This is a genomic window from Paracoccus sp. TRP, from assembly GCF_000185925.1.
GTDB classification, from domain to species: Bacteria; Pseudomonadota; Alphaproteobacteria; order Rhodobacterales; family Rhodobacteraceae; genus Paracoccus; species Paracoccus kondratievae.
In genome coordinates this window covers 43,652-61,128 of the sequence record NZ_AEPN01000010.1, presented here as the reverse complement: position 1 = coordinate 61,128, position 17,477 = coordinate 43,652, and the positions used below count along the sequence as shown (strand labels likewise).

The 17,477-nt window shown below is 62.3% G+C and carries 15 protein-coding genes and 1 pseudogene; 12 read left to right on the top strand and 4 right to left on the bottom strand.

Going from position 1 to position 17,477, the window contains the following annotated elements; translation table 11 throughout:
* Nucleotides 1-6 precede the first annotated feature (6 nt).
* Together PARACOCCUSGL_RS0108360 and PARACOCCUSGL_RS0108355 are read right to left on the bottom strand one after the other, a co-directional pair.
* Nucleotides 7-2,754, bottom strand: coding sequence for a [protein-PII] uridylyltransferase (locus PARACOCCUSGL_RS0108360; protein ID WP_369750410.1), 2,748 nt, complete (start codon nt 2,752-2,754; stop codon nt 7-9).
* Nucleotides 2,755-2,819: 65 nt separating this feature from the next.
* Nucleotides 2,820-4,022, bottom strand: coding sequence for a penicillin-binding protein activator (locus PARACOCCUSGL_RS0108355; RefSeq protein ID WP_010395207.1), 1,203 nt, complete (start codon nt 4,020-4,022; stop codon nt 2,820-2,822).
* 103 nt (nt 4,023-4,125) lie between these two features.
* On the opposite strand from PARACOCCUSGL_RS0108355, the gene rsmI reads away from it, so the two are divergent.
* From rsmI to gshB, 3 genes are all read left to right on the top strand, one after another.
* Nucleotides 4,126-5,055 (top strand): 16S rRNA (cytidine(1402)-2'-O)-methyltransferase, encoded by a 930-nt coding sequence (gene rsmI, locus PARACOCCUSGL_RS0108350; RefSeq protein ID WP_010395205.1) that lies wholly within the window; start codon nt 4,126-4,128, stop codon nt 5,053-5,055.
* Complete coding sequence (locus tag PARACOCCUSGL_RS0108345; protein WP_010395203.1) at nt 5,039-5,446, top strand: YraN family protein; 408 nt, start codon at nt 5,039-5,041, stop codon at nt 5,444-5,446. Before rsmI ends, PARACOCCUSGL_RS0108345 begins: the two co-directional genes overlap by 17 nt.
* Nucleotides 5,447-5,515: 69 nt before the next feature.
* The gene (gshB, locus tag PARACOCCUSGL_RS0108340) at nt 5,516-6,472 is read left to right on the top strand and encodes a glutathione synthase (protein WP_010395202.1); all 957 of its coding nucleotides are present in this window, start codon (nt 5,516-5,518) and stop codon (nt 6,470-6,472) included.
* A gap of 175 nt (nt 6,473-6,647) precedes the next feature.
* On the opposite strand, the pseudogene PARACOCCUSGL_RS20420 reads toward gshB, so the two are convergent.
* A pseudogene (locus PARACOCCUSGL_RS20420) lies at nt 6,648-6,952 on the bottom strand (integrase core domain-containing protein); the annotation flags it as partial.
* A gap of 162 nt (nt 6,953-7,114) precedes the next feature.
* On the bottom strand, nt 7,115-8,629 hold the full coding sequence (locus PARACOCCUSGL_RS0108330) for a YifB family Mg chelatase-like AAA ATPase (RefSeq protein ID WP_029371842.1): 1,515 nt from the start codon (nt 8,627-8,629) through the stop codon (nt 7,115-7,117).
* A gap of 133 nt (nt 8,630-8,762) precedes the next feature.
* Between PARACOCCUSGL_RS0108330 and coaBC the strand changes: the two genes are divergently transcribed.
* Genes coaBC through PARACOCCUSGL_RS0108285 form a run of 9 tightly spaced genes read left to right on the top strand, consistent with a single transcriptional unit; the run spans nt 8,763 to nt 17,308 of the window.
* Complete coding sequence (gene coaBC, locus PARACOCCUSGL_RS0108325) at nt 8,763-10,016, top strand: bifunctional phosphopantothenoylcysteine decarboxylase/phosphopantothenate--cysteine ligase CoaBC (RefSeq protein WP_010395195.1); 1,254 nt, start codon at nt 8,763-8,765, stop codon at nt 10,014-10,016.
* Nucleotides 10,016-11,083, top strand: a complete 1,068-nt coding sequence (locus PARACOCCUSGL_RS0108320) for a cysteine desulfurase family protein (protein WP_010395193.1) — start codon at nt 10,016-10,018, stop codon at nt 11,081-11,083. Before coaBC ends, PARACOCCUSGL_RS0108320 begins: the two co-directional genes overlap by 1 nt.
* Nucleotide 11,084: 1 nt before the next feature.
* Nucleotides 11,085-12,611 carry a Fe-S cluster assembly protein SufB gene (sufB, locus tag PARACOCCUSGL_RS0108315; RefSeq protein ID WP_029371840.1) on the top strand — a complete coding sequence of 509 codons (1,527 nt, stop codon included), beginning with the start codon at nt 11,085-11,087 and terminating at the stop codon, nt 12,609-12,611.
* Nucleotides 12,608-12,919: a heavy metal-binding domain-containing protein gene (locus PARACOCCUSGL_RS0108310; RefSeq protein ID WP_010395189.1), complete on the top strand. Its 312-nt coding sequence runs from the start codon at nt 12,608-12,610 to the stop codon at nt 12,917-12,919. Before sufB ends, PARACOCCUSGL_RS0108310 begins: the two co-directional genes overlap by 4 nt.
* A 10-nt stretch (nt 12,920-12,929) precedes the next feature.
* Complete coding sequence (gene sufC / locus PARACOCCUSGL_RS0108305; protein ID WP_010395188.1) at nt 12,930-13,685, top strand: Fe-S cluster assembly ATPase SufC; 756 nt, start codon at nt 12,930-12,932, stop codon at nt 13,683-13,685.
* Nucleotides 13,685-15,031, top strand: coding sequence for a SufD family Fe-S cluster assembly protein (locus tag PARACOCCUSGL_RS0108300; protein ID WP_010395186.1), 1,347 nt, complete (start codon nt 13,685-13,687; stop codon nt 15,029-15,031). The genes sufC and PARACOCCUSGL_RS0108300 overlap by 1 nt, the downstream gene beginning before the upstream one ends.
* Nucleotides 15,028-15,516, top strand: coding sequence for a hypothetical protein (locus tag PARACOCCUSGL_RS0108295; RefSeq protein ID WP_010395183.1), 489 nt, complete (start codon nt 15,028-15,030; stop codon nt 15,514-15,516). Before PARACOCCUSGL_RS0108300 ends, PARACOCCUSGL_RS0108295 begins: the two co-directional genes overlap by 4 nt.
* Nucleotides 15,513-16,100 (top strand): YIP1 family protein, encoded by a 588-nt coding sequence (locus tag PARACOCCUSGL_RS0108290; protein ID WP_010395181.1) that lies wholly within the window; start codon nt 15,513-15,515, stop codon nt 16,098-16,100. The genes PARACOCCUSGL_RS0108295 and PARACOCCUSGL_RS0108290 overlap by 4 nt, the downstream gene beginning before the upstream one ends.
* Entirely contained in the window at nt 16,097-17,308 is a 1,212-nt protein-coding gene (locus PARACOCCUSGL_RS0108285) for a cysteine desulfurase (protein ID WP_010395179.1), read from the top strand. Before PARACOCCUSGL_RS0108290 ends, PARACOCCUSGL_RS0108285 begins: the two co-directional genes overlap by 4 nt.
* Nucleotides 17,309-17,477: the final 169 nt, after the last annotated feature.

The window sequence follows — 17,477 nt, the reverse complement described above, 5'->3', positions numbered from 1 at the left end:
TGTCCCTTAGAACGTCCGGCCCAGGGGGCGCTCGGCCCGTTCGGCGCGCTCGGCCCCGTCCTTGATCGCCTGACGCAGCTTTTTCTCCAGCGCCTCGCGGCGGTTCTGCTGATGCAGTTTCAGTCCGAACATGTCCTTGACATAGAAGGTGTCTACCACCTGCGCCCCAAAGGTCGCGATAACCGCGCTGGCGATCTGGATGTGATTGTCGGCCAGCGTCCGGGTCAGGTCGTATAGCAGGCCGGGACGGTCGCGGGTATCGACCTCGATCACCGTATAGACGTCCGATGCCTCGTTATCGAAGGTGATATGGGTCGGGAAGCGAAATGCGGATTCGCGCTTTTTCGGCTTGTCGCGGTCGGCCAGCGCCTCACGCGCGACGATCTCGCCCTTCAGCGTGCGCTGGATCATGGCGCGCAGGCGGGGCAGGCGGTCGGACGCATAGGGATGGCCGTCCGCGTCCTGCAGCCAGAACACCGCCGTCGCAAAACCGTCCTTGGTGGTATAGGTGCGCGCGTCGACAATATTCGCGCCAACCAGCGCCAGAGCCCCGGCCATACGCGAAAAGATCCCCGGATGGTCGGCCAGCACAAATGCGGCCCGGGTTGCGTCGCGGTCGGTGTCGGGATGCAGGTCGGTGCGGATCTCGTCATCGCCCAGATCCTTGAGCATCTCGGCAAAGACGTAATGCGTATCGGTCGGCAGCCCGGGCCAGTAGTTGTCGTAATGGCGGGCCAGCTCTGCCTTGATCTCTTTCGGCTCCCACCCCTTGGCGGCCAGCAGATGGCGCAGCGAGCGTTTGGCCTCGCCGATGCGCTTGTCGCGGTTCAGCTCTTCGAGGCCGTTTTCCAGCCCGCGTTCGGTTTCCTGATGCAGCTTGCGCAGCAGCATCGCTTTCCAGTTATTCCAGGTGCCGGGGCCGACGCCGCGGATATCGCAAACCGTCAGCACCAGCAGCATATCCAGCCGCTTGGTGGTCTTGACCGCCTTGGCAAAGTCCCGCAGCGTACGCGGATCGGCAATGTCGCGTTTCTGCGCCACATCCGACATCAGCAAGTGGTTGCGGATCAGCCATTCGATGGTCTCGATCTCATCCGCAGGCAGGCCGAAACGGGTGCAGACACGCCGGGCAAGGCGTGCGCCAAGGATCGAGTGATCCTCGGTCCGGCCCTTGCCGATGTCATGCAACAGCACCGCCAGATAGATTACCCGCCGGTTCACCTTGCCCTTCATGATCTTGCTGACCACGGGCAGGTCCTCGGCATCATCGCCGCGCTCGATGGCGGCAAGGGCGGCAACGCATTGGATCAGGTGCTCGTCCACCGTGTAATGGTGATAGACGTTGAACTGCATCATCGCCACCACCGGAGCGAACTCGGGGATAAAGGCGGCCAGTACGCCCAGTTCATTCATCCGCCTGAGCGAGCGTTCGGGGTTGCCATGTTTCAGCAAGAGATCAAGGAAGATGCGCACCGCCTCGGGGTCCGAACGCATACTGTCGTCGATACGGTCCAGGTTGGCGGTCACGGCGCGCATGGCGTCGGGGTGGATCAGGATGCCGGTTCTTAACGCCTCTTCAAACAGCCGCAGAATATTCAGCGGATCGGACAGGAACTGCTTTTCATCGGCATAGGTCAGCCGGCCGCGATCAACGCGAAAGCCCGTGCGGACACGGCGCCGACGCTGAAACAGCATGTTCATGATCGGCGCTTTGTAGAGGTGGCGTGCCTCCAGCGCGACGAGGAACACCCGTGTCAGCTCACCCACCCTGGTCGCGTGCAGGAAATAGTCCTGCATAAAGATCTCGACCGCGCGGCGCCCGCCGAGGTCGCGATAGCCCATGCGCCTGGCAATCTCGACCTGCATGTCAAAGGTCAGCTGATCCTGAGGACGCCCGGCGATCAGATGCAGATGGCAGCGCACGGCCCAAAGGAAATCCTCGGCCTGCCAGAAGGTCAGATGCTCTTCACGGGTGAAAAAGCCCAGATCGACCAGTTCGACCGCACGGTCGACCCGGTGGATGTATTTGGCGATCCAGTACAGGGTCTGCAGGTCGCGCAGGCCGCCTTTGCCTTCTTTGACGTTCGGCTCAAGCACGTAGCGCTGGCCACCCTGACGGCGGTGGCGTTCGGCCCGCTCGGCCAGCTTGGCCTCGATGAACTGAGGGACGGTCTTGTCGAAAAGCTCGGACCACAGCCGGTCGCGCAGGGTCTCGGCGGCGGGGGCGTGACCGCAGATCAGCCGGTGTTCCAGCAGGCTGGTGCGGATGGTGATGTCGCCTGCACCCAACCGCAGGCAATCGTCGATCGACCGCGTGGACTGGCCGATTTTCAGCTTCAGATCCCACAGCATGTACAGCATCGATTCAACGACGCTTTCCGCCCAGCCGCTGACTTTCCACGGGGTCAGAAACAGCAGATCGACATCGGATTGCGGGGCCATTTCGGCACGGCCGTAGCCGCCGATGGCAAGGATCGCCAACCGCTCGGCATCGGTGGGGTTCTGCGAAGGGTGCAGGATGGTGGTGGCGACGTGATGGATCGCCGTGACCGTGGCGTCGGTCAGGCTGGCGATGGCGCGCACGGTTTCCCGTGCGGCACGCGGGTGGGACATAAAGCCTGCGGCGATATCGGCCAGAGCCGCAGCGCGGGCCTCGGCCAGAATGGCAACTGTACGTGCCCTGATCTCGCGCGGTTCCGAGAGGTGCTGCAGCGCCCCGGCCAGCGTGGGCAGAAAGACCTCGGGCGCAAACAGTGAATGCGCCCCGGGCAGAGCCGGGGCGCTTTGCGGCAAATTCTCGCTATCCTTGGCGTTCAAGATCAGAACCCGAAGCCGCCAAAGCTGCGCGGAGCGGGATCCAGCACGACGACCTGCCCGCCGCGGACGGTGGCGACTGCCAATGCACGCTCGTTGGTGCCATCGCGCCGCAGGCGGAATGCGCCCGAAACCCCGGCAAAACCTGCGTTTTGCGTCAGGCCCGAGGTGGTCAGCGCATTGCGCTTGCCTGCCCGTACCAGCGCGGCGATGGCCGAAACGCCGTCATAGGCCAGCGAGCCCAGCTCATGCGGGGTTTCACCATAGGCGGCACGGTAACGCTGGTCGAACTGCGCCTTCATCGTCGTATCGGGGATGGCGAACCAGCCGCCCTGCACGCCGCGCAGCTGCAGCCGGGCCGAAGGCTGATCCCAGCGCGTCAGCCCCATCATCTGCACGCTGGCCGAGGTCACGCCGGCATCGGCAAGCTTATCGGTCAGATAGGGCAGGACTGCGCCCTGGTTTGCGGTCAGAAAGACCGCATCGACATTGCCCGACAGCGCCGCCTGGGCCACGTTCGGCACGATGCCGTCAATACCCTGCTTTGACAGCGGGTGGACGGCGGTTCCGACCAGCGTCGCGCGGTTTCGTTGGATCGCGCGCTCGATGGCGCGGGCGCCGACCTGACCAGCGGCGTCATCCTCGGCCACCATCAGGATGCGGCGCTTGCCATTGCGAACGCCGTATTTGACCAAGCGGTCGGCGACGTTGTCGAAGGTATTGCCCAGCACAAAGACGTTGCCGCCGGCAATGTCGGTGTTGTTGGAAAAAGACAGCACGTTGATGCCCTGTGGAGCCATGGCATTGCCAACCGCATTGGCGCTGTCGGCGAACAACGGGCCAAGGATGATCTTGGCCCCTTCGGCCACGGCCTTATTGGCTTGCGCAACTGCGGTTCCGGGTTCGGACCCTGCATTATAGATGCGCAGGTCGATGGTGGCCCCGCGCGCATCGGCCGCAGCCATTTTCGCCGAATTCGTCAGCGAGCGGGCAAGCCAGTCCAGATCTGCGCTGCCCGTACCGCCGGGCACCAGCAGCGCAACCGGGACGGGTTGTGACGGATCAATGGCTTGTCCGGTCTGAGGGCCCGAGGCCCCCATCTCGACCGGTTCGCAAGCGGCTAGGACCAGGGCGGAAAGGACGGCTCCGATGCGCACGAGCGGACGGCGCAGGCCGAAGGCGCCGCGGATCGTTTTCAGGACGGTCATGGCGTGATTCCCTGTTGGATCGAGGCTGGGGGTTTGCTGCGGGCAGGTTATTGCCATATTCCGGGCATGGCAACTTGCCCCGGCAATGAGAAAGGAAGCGGCGATGGAATACAGCGCCAATGCAGCAGGAACGGGCGCGAGGTCGCTGTCCCTGACCGTCTCGTCGGCAAGCCCCGGGCCCGGGCTTTATCTTGTCGCCACCCCCATCGGGGCGGCGCGGGACATCACGCTAAGGGCGCTCGATGTGCTGAATGCGGCAGATGTTCTTGCCGCAGAAGATACGCGTAACCTACGACATTTGCTGGATATTCACGGCATTCCTTTGCGCGGGCGCCGGCTTGTCGCCTATCACGATCACAACGCTGATCGTCAGCGCCCAGCTATTCTTGCCGCCTTGGGCGAGGGAAAGTCGGTCGCCTATGCCTCGGATGCGGGCACGCCGCTGGTGGCTGATCCCGGCTACCGCCTTGCGCGGGATGCCGCCGATGCGGGTTTTGTGGTCCGCGCGCTGCCCGGACCTTCGGCCGCGCTCGCGGCGCTTTCGGTGTCGGGGCTGCCAAGCGACAGGTTTCTCTTTGTCGGGTTCCCTCCGGCGGCGGCAGGAGCGCGGCGCAAATGGATCGAAAGCTGGCAAGGGGTCGATGCCACCGTGATCGTCTTTGAAAGCCCCAGACGCGTTAAGCAATTGTTGGAAAACTTGTGCGAGAGTGAGGCGAATCGTCCTACGGTGATTTGCAGAGAGCTGACAAAGAAGTTCGAAGAGGTGATGCACGGCACTGCGGCGGAACTGCTTGCGCGAATCCCTGATGAGGGGCTGCGCGGTGAGGTCGTCGTGCTGTTCGGGCGGCCAGAGCCGGTCGCAGCTGATGAACCGAGCCTGCGTTCCGCCTTGGGTGCTCTTCTGGATAAACTGCCAGTCAAGCAGGCCGCTGCAGAGGTGGCAACCCGATTTGGTCTGCCCCGGCGCGAGGTTTATGCGCTGGCCGTGGAAATGAGAAAGGAAGGCGAAAGTGGGAATGAGGAAGAAGGTTGAAACGGCCGCCCCCGCGGTGATGAGCTGGAATGCCCATCGCGGTGCTGTTTCCTGCTCCGCTGGCCGGCTTGCAGAAGAGGCGGTGGCTCGGGAATACTCTCAGAGCGGCTATCAGGTCATGTCTGAACGCTGGCGCGGGCGTAGTGGCGAAATCGACCTGATCCTGAGCAAGGGTGACGAATACATCTTTGTCGAGGTCAAGAAGTCGCGCAGCCATGATTGGGCGGCGCTCAGGCTTAGTGCCAGACAGATCGCGCGCATCTGTAATGCTGCGCTGGAATATTGCGGCCGCCTTCCTGCCGGGCTGTTGACCGCCATGAGGTTTGATGCCGCGCTTGTCGATCAGTTCGGGCGTGTCGAGATAATCGAGAACGCCTTTGGTGCCAACTGATCTGCATTGACTTGCAAAGCTCTGCTTTGCGCGCGACAACCCTGCACGTAACAGGCGGGAGTTGATAAGATGAGTCTCTATGTGGCTCTGCAGATGGACCCGATCGAGGATGTCTCGATTAATGGCGACAGCACCTTCCGGCTCGGGCTTGAAGCTGAAGTCCGTGGTCACCGGTTGTTTCAATATACCGCTGATCGGCTGAGCTATAGCGAAGGCCGGATCATGGCCCGCGGCCGTCACATCACGCTGCGGCGTGAGCTAGGGAACCATGTTACTTTCGGCGACTGGGTCGATGTCGATCTAGCGGAATTCGATGTGGTCTGGCTGCGTCAGGACCCGCCTTTCGATATGGGTTATATCACCACAACCCATCTTCTCGAACGTGTGCATCCAGATACCTATGTAGTCAACGATCCGTTCTGGGTACGCAACTGCCCTGAAAAGCTGCTCGTTCTTGATTTCCCTGACCTGACACCCCCCACTCTAATTACCCGCGATCTTGAGCAGATCCGCGCCTTCCGCGAGCGGCATGGGGACTTCATCCTGAAGCCTCTCTATGGCAACGGCGGGGTCGGCATCTTTCATATGCGCCCGGATGACCCGAACCTTTCTTCTCTGGTCGAGACCTTCCTTGCCAACAGCCGCGAGCCGATCATTGCGCAGAAATATCTGCCCGCCGTGGTCAAGGGGGACAAGCGTATCATTCTAGTCGACGGAGAGCCGGTCGGAGCCATCAATCGCGTTCCGGCAGCGGGTGAGGCGCGGTCAAACATGCATGTGGGCGGTCGTCCTGAAAAGATCGGACTAACGGAACGTGAGCATGAAATTTGTACCCGGATTGGTCCGGTTCTGCGCGAGAAGGGACTGATTTTCACTGGCATCGACGTTATTGATGGCTGGCTGACCGAAATCAACGTGACCTCTCCTACCGGCATTCAAGAGCTGGAGCGCTTTGATGGGATCAATGCGGCAGCGTTGATTTGGGAAGCGATCGAGCGGAGATTGGGTGAGAAAGGGCCAGAGTGACTGCGGGCTGTTTGCGTCCCGTCGGCATTTTTAAGATATGCGGACGCGAGAAGTTTTGCTGATCCGGCATTAGCGTTTCAGGTTCACTCTGCATGAGGGATGAGCTTGAAACGTAACATGATGTCCCATGAGCACCTTGAACCTGCCCCGGTTCTGTTCCGGTGAGGTGCTCATGTTAAGCGGCCCTCTGCTCGCAGGCCGCGGGTGATTTCCAGCCGAGGGCTGAGTGTTTGCGCCGCGGGTTGTAGAAGCCATTGATGTATCCGAAGAGGGCGATTTCGACGTCGCGCCGGGCGCGCCTCCAGACCAATTCTGCCTTCAGGGACTTGAAGAAGCTCTCGACGGCCGGGTTATCATAACAGTTGCCCTTGTCACTCATTGATACCTTGACCCGTTTTTGCGCAAAAGTTTCTGGTAGTCATGGGCGCAGTATTGCGCGCCGCGATCCGTGTGGCGAATACATCCCGGTGGCGGGCGGCGTAGGGTACCCTCCCGATCAGGCCTGCTTCAAACCGCCAATGCCCGAAGCGGTGGCGGGGTAGCTGAGGCGGAAAAGCACCTGGAAAATGCAGGGGACCTGTTCAGGTTAATCAAACCACCTCTCCCCTTACTTCTTGTTTTCTGCAAAAACAGCGCCGGCTGTTAATCTGCGCGGCCGAAAGGCAGGCGATATGAAAGCGCTTCGGCCAAATGCGGTTGGCGGATTTCAGCAGATTGATCCAGATCGGCAATGGTCCGGGCACTGCGCAGGATGCGGTGATAGCCGCGCGGAGTGAGGCCCAGCCGGTTGGCTGCAAGGGTCAGTAAGGACTGGCAATCCTTGTCCAGCGGCGCGATTTCTTCTAGCAGGCGACCTGATGCGTCTGCGTTCACCCGCGCTTTGGGATGGCCAGCAAAGCGTTTGGTCTGCATGGCTCGCGCGGCGGTGACCCGTTCCGCCACTGTGGCAGAGCTCTCGCCTGTTGCCGGCAGGGACAGGTCCTCGATCGAGACCTGAGGCATTTCGATGCGCAGATCGAAACGATCCATCATCGGGCCCGAGACCCGCCCCATGTAATCCGCTCCGCAGCGTGGCGCCTTTGAACAAGCCCGAGCGGCATCGGCAATGTCTCCGCAGCGGCAGGGATTCGCCGCGGCAACCAGAAGAAAACGCGCCGGGTAGCGGATATGGGCGTTGGCACGAGAGACATGGATCTCTCCGGTTTCGAGTGGTTCGCGCAGGGCGTCGATGACCCGGCGTTCAAACTCGGGCAGTTCGTCGAGAAACAGCACGCCATTATGCGCAAGGCTGACCTGCCCGGGCCGGGCATTGCGTCCGCCACCGACCATCGCCGCCATGGAGGCGGTGTGATGTGGCTGACAGAAGGGCGCAGCACGTGAGATTTTACCGTCTGACAATAAGCCGGCCACTGATTGGATGACCGAGGTTTCCAGTGCCTCTTGCGGTGTCAGGGGCGGCAGGATGCTGGGTAACCGGGTGGCGAGCATGGATTTGCTGGCCCCGGGCGGTCCCACCATTAACAGATGATGACGCCCGGCAGCAGCGATTTCCAGGGCGCGTCGCGCACGCTCCTGTCCTTTGACCTCGGCCAGGTCAAGGTCATGAACGGTTTCGGCAAGCGTCCCTGCGGCGGTGCGGCCAAGTGGGGCACGGTCGCTTAGATGATCGACCGCCTCACGCAAGTTGCGCGGGGCAAAGACAGGTACAGCATCGACCCAGGCAGCTTCGGCGCCGCAAGGGTGGGGGACGAGCAAGGCGCGGTTGTCCTCGGCCGCTGCTACGGCGGCGGGCAGGGCGCCCGCGATGGGCGCAAGGCGGCCGTCCAGCGCGAGCTCGCCAAGGGTGACGACGCGCTCTAACGCGTCGGCGGGCACGATCTCCAGCGCCGCCAGCACGGCAAGAGCGATGGGCAGGTCAAAATGCGAACCCTCTTTCGGCAGGTCGGCGGGTGAGAGGTTCACTGTCACCCGACGCGAGGGCATGGCGATTGATAGCGCGCCGAAGGCGGCCTTGACCCGCTCGCGGGCCTCGCTGACTGATTTGTCGGGCAGGCCGACGATGCCGAAGCCCGGAAGTCCGGGCGAGACCGAGCATTGCACCTCGACCAGCCGTGCCTCGGTCCCGTCGAAGGCAACGGTATATGCAATCGCCGCCATCAGCGCCCCCAGCGTCACATCCGGGACGGTCTAATCCGGCAGGTCTTAATGTTAAGTTAACGTCGTCGCTTGCTTGTCGTGCGCGCCTGATCCGCCTATGTGCAAAGCAACCATCAAGGTACAGGAGGCGACCATGCAGGGCAGCCGCATATTGCTGATCGTCGGCGGGGGAATCGCCGCCTTCAAGATTCCCCAGTTGATCCGCATGATCCGGCGAGAGGGCGGTTCGGTCGTCCCGGTGCTGACAAAGGCAGGCGCTGAATTCGTCACTCCGCTGACGCTTTCGGCGCTGGCCGAAGCCCCTTGCCATACCGAGCTGTTCGACCTGACGCGTGAATCCGAAATGGGCCATATTCAGCTGTCGCGGGCTGCCGATCTGGTCGTGGTCGCCCCCGCGACTGCCAATCTTTTGGCGCGGATGGCGGCGGGCATGGCCGATGATCTGGCCTCGACGCTGCTTCTGGCGACCGACAAGCCGGTGCTGGCTGCCCCGGCAATGAATGTGCGCATGTGGCAGCACCCGGCCACCCAGCGCAATCTTGAGACGCTAGAGAATGACGGCATCCGTTTTGTCGGCCCGGAAGACGGCGATATGGCCTGCGGTGAATTTGGCCCCGGACGCATGGCCGAGCCCGAGGCGATCCTTGAGGCGATCCGGGCTGCGCTTGGTCGGCAAAAGCCCCTGCGCCTGCCACCCGAAGCCGCAATCTCGCTGCCGTCACAAAGGCTGAGCGGGCAGCATGTGATCGTGACCTCGGGTCCGACCCATGAGCCGATCGACCCTGTGCGCTATATCGCCAACCGCTCAAGCGGTGCGCAGGGTACCGCGATTGCTGCCGCCTTGCGCGATTTGGGTGCGCGGGTCAGCTTTATCACGGGTCCCGCCGAGACCGCGCCGCCCGAGGGGGTTGAGGTCATTACCGTTCAGACCGCGCGCGAGATGCGGGCCGCTGTTGAGGCGGCTCTTCCCGCTGATGCGGCGGTCATGGCCGCCGCCGTGGCGGACTGGCATGTTGCCAATGCCGGGGCGGGTAAGATCAAAAAGGACGGATCTGGACGGCCTCCGGCACTGGAGTTCAGTGAAAACCCCGACATTCTGGCGTGGATCAGTCAGTTGCAGCAGGGCAGGCCGCGGCTTGTCGTGGGCTTTGCCGCCGAAACCGACGATGTGTTGGAAAACGCGACCCGCAAGCGGCTGCGCAAGGGGTGTGACTGGATCGTTGCCAATGACGTCACCCCGGCGACCGGGATCATGGGCGGGTCAGAGAATGCGATCACCCTGATCTCGGAGGCGGGGGCAGAAAGCTGGCCGCGCCTGTCCAAGGGCGATGTCGGGCGCCGCCTGGCCGGGCGCATGGCCGATGTGCTTGTCGGGGAGGGTCGGTGATGGAGCGGGTCTATCTGGACTGGAATGCGACCGCCCCGCTGCGTCCCGAGACGCGCGAGGCGATGCGGGCGGCGATGGAGATTGTCGGCAACCCCTCATCGGTCCATGCCGAGGGGCGGGCGGCAAAGGCCGCGCTGGAGCAGGCGCGCGAGGATGTCGCGGCGGCACTTGGTGCCGAAGGGGCGGATGTGATCTTTACCTCGGGCGCGACCGAGGCTGCTGCACTGGTGTTGGCGGGGCGCGGGCTTGCCTGCTCTGCGGTCGAACATGCCGCGGTTCTGGCCTGGTGCGAGGCGGTGCTTGATACCGACGCAGCGGGGTTGGTGACGGTGTCCGATCCTTCCCGTGCGGCACTGCAGATGGCCAATTCCGAAACCGGCGTTCTGCAGGACCTGCCGGCCGGGCTGGCGGTCAGCGACCTGACGCAGGCCTTTGGCAAGGTGCCTTTCGCCTTTAACTGGCTGGGCATTCAGGCGGGCTTTGTATCGGCCCACAAGCTTGGCGGACCACGTGGAACTGGCGCGCTGGTCGTCCGCCGCGGCACCGAGATCGAGGCGCGCATCAAGGGCGGCGGACAAGAGCAGGGCCGCCGCGCCGGAACCGAGAACCTGATCGGCATCATGGGCTTTGCGGCGGCGGCAAAAGCGGCCCAGAATGATCTGGATCAAGGAATCGGAGAAAAAGTGTCGCATTTACGCGATTCCCTGATGGCTGCTCTGGAATCCCGGGCGGAAATGGTTACATTCCCGGGGCGCGAGGCCCGTCGCCTGCCAAATACATTGTCGATTCTGACGCCGGGATGGCGCGGAGAGACGCAGGTGATGCAGATGGACCTGGCCGGATTTGCCGTTTCGGCAGGCTCGGCCTGTTCTTCCGGCAAGGTCCGGCCAAGCTCGGTCCTGACCGCCATGGGAATCGCGCCGGAATTGGCGGGTGATGCGATCCGCGTCTCGATCGGTCCGACGACGGAAGCTCGGGACGTGATGCGTTTCGCAGAGGCCTGGCTTGCGGCCTATGACCGCTGGCGGCAAAGGGATGATCGGCGGGCGACCGCGGGAAGGGTTTGAAATGACTGAACAGATCGGCGATGCAATCGAGATCCGCGAGGGCGTAGACCGCGAGACCGTCGAGACCGTGCAGAACATGGGGTCCTATAAATATGGCTGGGATACCGAGATCGAGATGGAATATGCCCCCAAGGGCATCAATGAGGACATCGTCCGGCTGATCTCGAAAAAGAACGAAGAGCCCGAATGGATGACGGAATGGCGCCTGCAGGCTTTCCGCCGCTGGCAGACCATGACCGAACCCAAATGGGCGATGCTGAACTATCCTGAGATCGACTATCAGGATCAGTATTACTACGCCCGCCCGAAAAGCATGGAGGTCAAGCCCAGGTCGCTGGACGAGGTCGATCCGAAGCTGCTTGCCACCTATGAAAAGCTGGGCATCCCGCTGAAAGAGCAGATGATCCTTGCCGGGATCGAAGGTGCCGAAGGCGCCCCGGCCGAGGCGCGCCAGGTTGCGGTCGATGCGGTCTTTGACAGCGTCAGCGTGGGCACCACCTTCAAGGACGAACTGGCAAAGGCCGGCGTGATCTTTTGCTCGATCTCCGAGGCGATCCGCGAACATCCCGAACTGGTGCGCAAATATCTTGGCTCGGTTGTGCCCCAGTCGGACAACTTTTTTGCGACGCTGAACTCGGCGGTCTTTTCGGACGGCAGCTTTGTCTATGTCCCGCCGGGCGTGCGCTGTCCGATGGAACTGTCGACCTATTTCCGCATCAATGCCGAAAACACCGGCCAGTTTGAGCGTACGCTGATCATCGCTGACAAGGGCTCTTACGTCAGCTATCTGGAAGGCTGCACTGCGCCCAAGCGCGACGTTGCCCAGCTGCACGCCGCCGTGGTCGAAATTGTCGTGCTGGAGGATGCCGAGGTCAAATACTCGACTGTCCAGAACTGGTTCCCGGGCGACGAGGAAGGCAAGGGCGGCATCTATAACTTTGTCACCAAGCGTGCCGACTGCCGCGAGGCGCGGGCCAAAGTGATGTGGACGCAGGTCGAGACCGGCTCGGCCATCACCTGGAAATATCCGTCGTGCATCCTGCGCGGCGAGGAAAGCCAGGGTGAGTTCTACTCGATCGCAATTGCCAACAACCATCAGCAGGCTGACACCGGCACCAAGATGATCCATCTTGGCAAGAACACCCGCTCACGCATTGTTTCCAAAGGGATTTCTGCCGGGCATGCGCAGAACACCTACCGCGGCCTTGTGTCGATGCATCCCCGTGCAGCGAACAGCCGCAACTATACGCAATGCGACAGCTTGCTGATTGGCGACAAATGCGGTGCCCATACCGTGCCCTATATCGAGGTCAAGAACACCTCGTCGCGCGTCGAACATGAGGCGACAACCTCCAAGGTCGATGATGACCAGCTCTTCTATTGCCGTCAGCGCGGCATGGACGAAGAAGAGGCGGTGGCGCTGGTGGTGAACGGCTTCTGCCGCGAGGTGCTGCAGGCCCTGCCGATGGAGTTCGCCATGGAGGCGCAGTCGCTGGTCGCCATCTCGCTGGAGGGGTCGGTCGGATGATCGTCACCACCACTCCCACCATCGAGGGCCGTCGTATCAGTGCCTATCATGGCGTGGTGACGGGCGAGACCATCATCGGTGCCAATATCTTCCGTGACCTTTTTGCCGGGATTCGCGATATCGTGGGCGGCCGTTCAGGCGCCTACGAAACCGCGCTGGCCTCGGCCCGCGAAACCGCTTTGTCCGAGATGCAGGACCGCGCCCGCGAACTGGGCGGCAATGCCGTGGTCGGCGTCGATCTGGACTATGAAGTGATCAACAACATGCTGATGGTGTCCGCCTCGGGCACCGCCGTGACTGTCGAATAGGAACCGAACTATGCTGGAAATCAAGAATCTGCACGTCAAGCTTGAGGATGAGGACAAGCAGATCCTCAAAGGCGTCGATCTGACTGTCCCGGCTGGTGAGGTCCATGCGATCATGGGTCCGAACGGTTCGGGTAAATCGACGCTGTCCTACGTTCTGTCGGGCCGTGACGGCTATGAGGTGACTGACGGCGCGGCCAGGCTGGGCGGTCAGGACCTGCTGGAAATGGAACCTGAACAGCGCGCCAGCGCAGGCCTGTTCCTGGCTTTCCAATACCCGGTTGAAATCCCCGGCGTTGGCAACCTGACCTTCCTGCGCACCGCTGCCAATGCGCAGCGCAAAGCCCGGGGTGAGCCCGAGCTTAGCGCGGCGGATTTCCTCAAGCTGATCCGTGAAAAGGCCAAGACGCTGAAAATCGACAGCGAGATGCTGAAGCGTTCGGTCAACGTCGGCTTCTCTGGCGGCGAAAAGAAGCGCAATGAGATCCTGCAAATGGCGGTGCTTGAGCCGCGCATGTGCATTCTGGATGAAACCGACTCGGGCCTTGACGTCGATGCGATGCGGCTGGTCGCCGATGGCGTCAACGCGCTGCGTTCGCCCGACCGTGCCTTCCTTGTCATCACCCATTACCAGCGGTTGCTTGACCATATCCGCCCTGATGTCGTCCACATCATGGCCAATGGCCGTATTGTGCGCACCGGCGGTCCTGAACTGGCGCTGGAGGTCGAACAAAACGGTTACGGAGATCTTCTGGCGGAGGTCGGATAATGGCGGACACGGCTGTTCTTGCAGCGCAGGCCGCGGCCAGTGCCGACAAGGCTCGTCCAGGTGATGCCGCGCTGGCTGCGCGTCTTGACGTGCTGACCTTGCCTGAGGGCGGGTTTACCCGCGCTGCGCGCGAGGATGCGGCGCAGCGGCTTCAGGCCATGGGCCTGCCCGGCCCGCGCGACGAATACTGGCGCTATACCGATCCCGCGCTGTTTAATGCCGCCCGGCCCGAAGCGGCCGAAATTGCTGGCGATTCCTCGACGCTGTTCACAGAAATCGAGCGGCTGAACCTCGTCTTTGTTGACGGGCGCTTTGACGCCGCGGCTTCGGACAAGCTGGAGGGCGAAGGGGTCGAGATTGAGAACCTCGCTTCGGCCGAGGGTCGTGCTGACCACTGGGCGGCGGGCCTTTATGGCAGGCTTGAGGCGGCTGGTCAGCAGCCGGTCAAACGTCCCTTTGCGGTGTTGAACACACTGACCGCCTCGGATGGTGTGCTGATCCGGGTTACTGGCCGGATCGGGCGCCCGGTTCACATTACTTATCACCGCTCGGCTGTGGATGCGGATGTCTCCCTGCACCATGTTGTCAAGCTTGAGGAGGGGGCAGAACTGACCCTGCTTGAGACCGGGGCCATCGGCGCACGCTCGAACGTGGTGCTGGAGGTTGAGGTCGGCAAAGGCGCGCGTTTCCACCATGTCAGCGCCAAGCGGGCCAATGATCCCAAACTGGGGATCGGCCATATCTTTGCCCGGGTTGAGAGCGAGGCGCTGTTCAAGTCCTTTGCCCTGACCGTCAACGGGCGGATGATGCGCAATGAGGCGGTGATCGACATCGCTGGCGATGACGCGATCGCCCATATCGCCGCTGCCGTTCTCGGTGATGGCGACACCGGCCGTTTCCACCATGATGACACCGTCTTTATCATCCATGGGGCTGAGCGTTGCGAAAGCCGGCAGGTGTTCAAGAAGGTGCTGAAAAACAGTGCCGAAGGCGTGTTCCAGGGCAAGATTCTTGTCAAGCCGGGCGCACAAAAGACCGACGGCTACCAGATCAGCCAAGGGCTGCTTCTGGACGAAGGCAGCCAGTTCCTCGCCAAGCCCGAGCTTGAGATCTATGCCGATGACGTCAAATGCTCGCATGGCTCGACTACCGGTGCGCTGGACGAGACGGCACTTTTCTACCTGCGTTCGCGCGGGGTGCCGAAAGAGCGTGCGATCGTGCTGCTGGTCCTGTCCTTCCTTGCCGATGCTCTGGAAGAGATCGAAGATGAGCGGCTGCGCGACGACATCCTCGGCCGTCTGGAAGACTGGCTGACCCAGCGCGCGGGCAACCAGGGCAAGGCATGAGCCAGGCTGGCATCGTCCCGCGCATCCTGCAAAGCTGGTGGGCGCCGGGCAGGGTGGTTGCTTCCTTGCGCGGCATGCCTGACCGGGTGCTGATCGTCGTGCTGATGACGGCGATGCTGATCTTTCTGATCGCGCAGGCACCGGGCCATGCCCGGGCTGCGCAATTGCAGCCCGATGTCCCCTTGGGTGCGCGTATGGGCGGGGCCTTGCTGGCGGTCATGTTCATCATGCCGCTGGTCGCCTATGGCGTTGCGGCGCTGGTTGCAGCCCTGTCGCGGCTGACGCCATGGCCAGTCGCCCCGCAGGATTCGCGGCTGGCGCTGTTCTGGGCACTGTTGGCGGTTGCTCCCGCCATGTTGCTTGCCGGGCTGACGGCGGGTCTGGTGGGGCCGGGCAGGGCGTTGACCCTGACGCAGTCGCTTGCAGGGCTTGGGTTCCTTTGCATTTGGGGCGCCGGGCTGCGCAGTCTGGCGGGCGGGCGATGAGGTTCAGTGATCTTGGCGATCTGACGGTTCTGACGCTGCGCGACCCCGAAAGTGCCCTTCGGGTACTGCGTAGTCTTGATCTGCCGATGGTGGCGCGCTGGATGGTGCTGTTACTGGCGGTGACGCTTTCGACGCTGCTGGCCGGGCTGTCCCTGATGCTGTTTCCGATCGAGGTGGACAACCCGGTCTCTCGCATGCTTTCCGAGCCGATGACTTTGGCGGGTATCCAGCTTGGCGCCATGGTGCTGTCGGCGCTGTGCGTGGCCCAGATCGGACGGCTTTTCGGTGGGCATGGCAACTTTGCCGATGCGCTGCTGGTGGTCGGCTGGGTCGAGCTGATGCTTGTCGGCCTGCAAGCGGTGCAGGTGGTGATGATGGCGTTGTTTCCCGCCACGGCCACGCTGCTTTCGATGCTGGCCTTTGGCCTATTCCTTTATCTTGCCGTGACCATGACCAAGGCGCTGCACGGGTTTACCAGCACCGGCAAGGTGGTGGTGGGGCTGATCGGCAGCATCTTTCTGATTGGCTTTGTGCTGTCGCTTTTTGCGGCTGCATTCGGCATTGTCCCCGAGGTGACACCATGAGCTTCGACGTCGAAAAGGTCCGTGCCGATTTCCCGATCCTGTCGCGGCAGGTGAATGGCCGCCCGCTGGTCTATCTGGACAACGGCGCCTCGGCACAAAAGCCGCGCGTGGTGATCGACGCGGTGACGCGTGCCTATGAGGCCGAATATGCGAATGTTCATCGTGGCCTGCATTTCCTGTCGAACCTCGCGACCGAGAATTATGAGCGTGTCCGCGCCATCATCGCCCGTTTCCTGAACGCCCCGCGTGAAGATGAGGTGATCTTCGCCTCGGGCTCGACCGAGGCGATCAACCTTGTCTCTTACGGCTGGGCCGCGCCGCGCCTGCAGGCCGGGGATGAAATTGTGCTTTCGGTGCTTGAGCACCACGCCAATATCGTGCCCTGGCATTTTTTGCGCGAACGTCAGGGCGTGCAGCTGAAATGGGTTGAGCCCGAGGCCGACGGTTCACTTCCGGCAGAAAAGGTGCTGGCCGCGGTCGGTCCGCGCACCCGGCTGATCGCCGTCACCCATATGTCGAACGTAACGGGTACCGTTGTCGATGTGGGGGCGATTGCACGCAGCACTTCGGTTCCGGTTCTGGTAGATGGCAGCCAGGCGGCCGTTCATATGCCGGTGGACCTTTCGTTGCTTGGCGTTGATTTCTACTGCATCACCGGGCACAAGCTATATGGCCCCTCGGGCTCGGGTGCGATCTGGATCCGGGCCGAGCGTCAGGCCGAGATGCGGCCCTTTATGGGTGGCGGTGACATGATCCGCACGGTGACCCGGGATGCTGTTGACTATGCCGACCCACCTCTGCGCTTCGAGGCGGGAACGCCCGGTATCGTCAATCAGATCGGACTTGGTGCGGCGCTGGAATATCTGATGTCGCTGGGCATGGAGAATGTCGCCGCGCATGAGCGTGACCTGCGTGATTATGCGCGCGAACGGCTGCGCAGTCTGAACTGGCTGTCGGTTCAGGGCGACGCGGCGGACAAGGGCGCCATCTTCTCGATGACGATGCAGGGCGCGCATGCGCATGACATTTCGACCATCCTCGACAAGCGCGGCATTGCGGTTCGCGCGGGGACTCATTGTGCCATGCCGCTGCTGGATTTCTTTGGCGCCAGCGCTACGGCTCGGGCCAGCTTTGCCCTTTACAACACCCGCGCCGAGGTCGATGCGCTGGTCGACGGGCTTGTTTTTTGCCGCGAGCTTTTCGCCTGAACCCCATTGCAGAGCCGCGTTTTTGCGGCTAAGCAGCGGGGGCGCTGCACCCGTAGCTCAGCTGGATAGAGTGTCGCCCTCCGAAGGCAAAGGCAAGCTCTTTTTGATGTGTGTGCGGGTCGAAAAATACGAGCAAAACCAATGCTTTGGCGGAACTCGACGGAAGCAT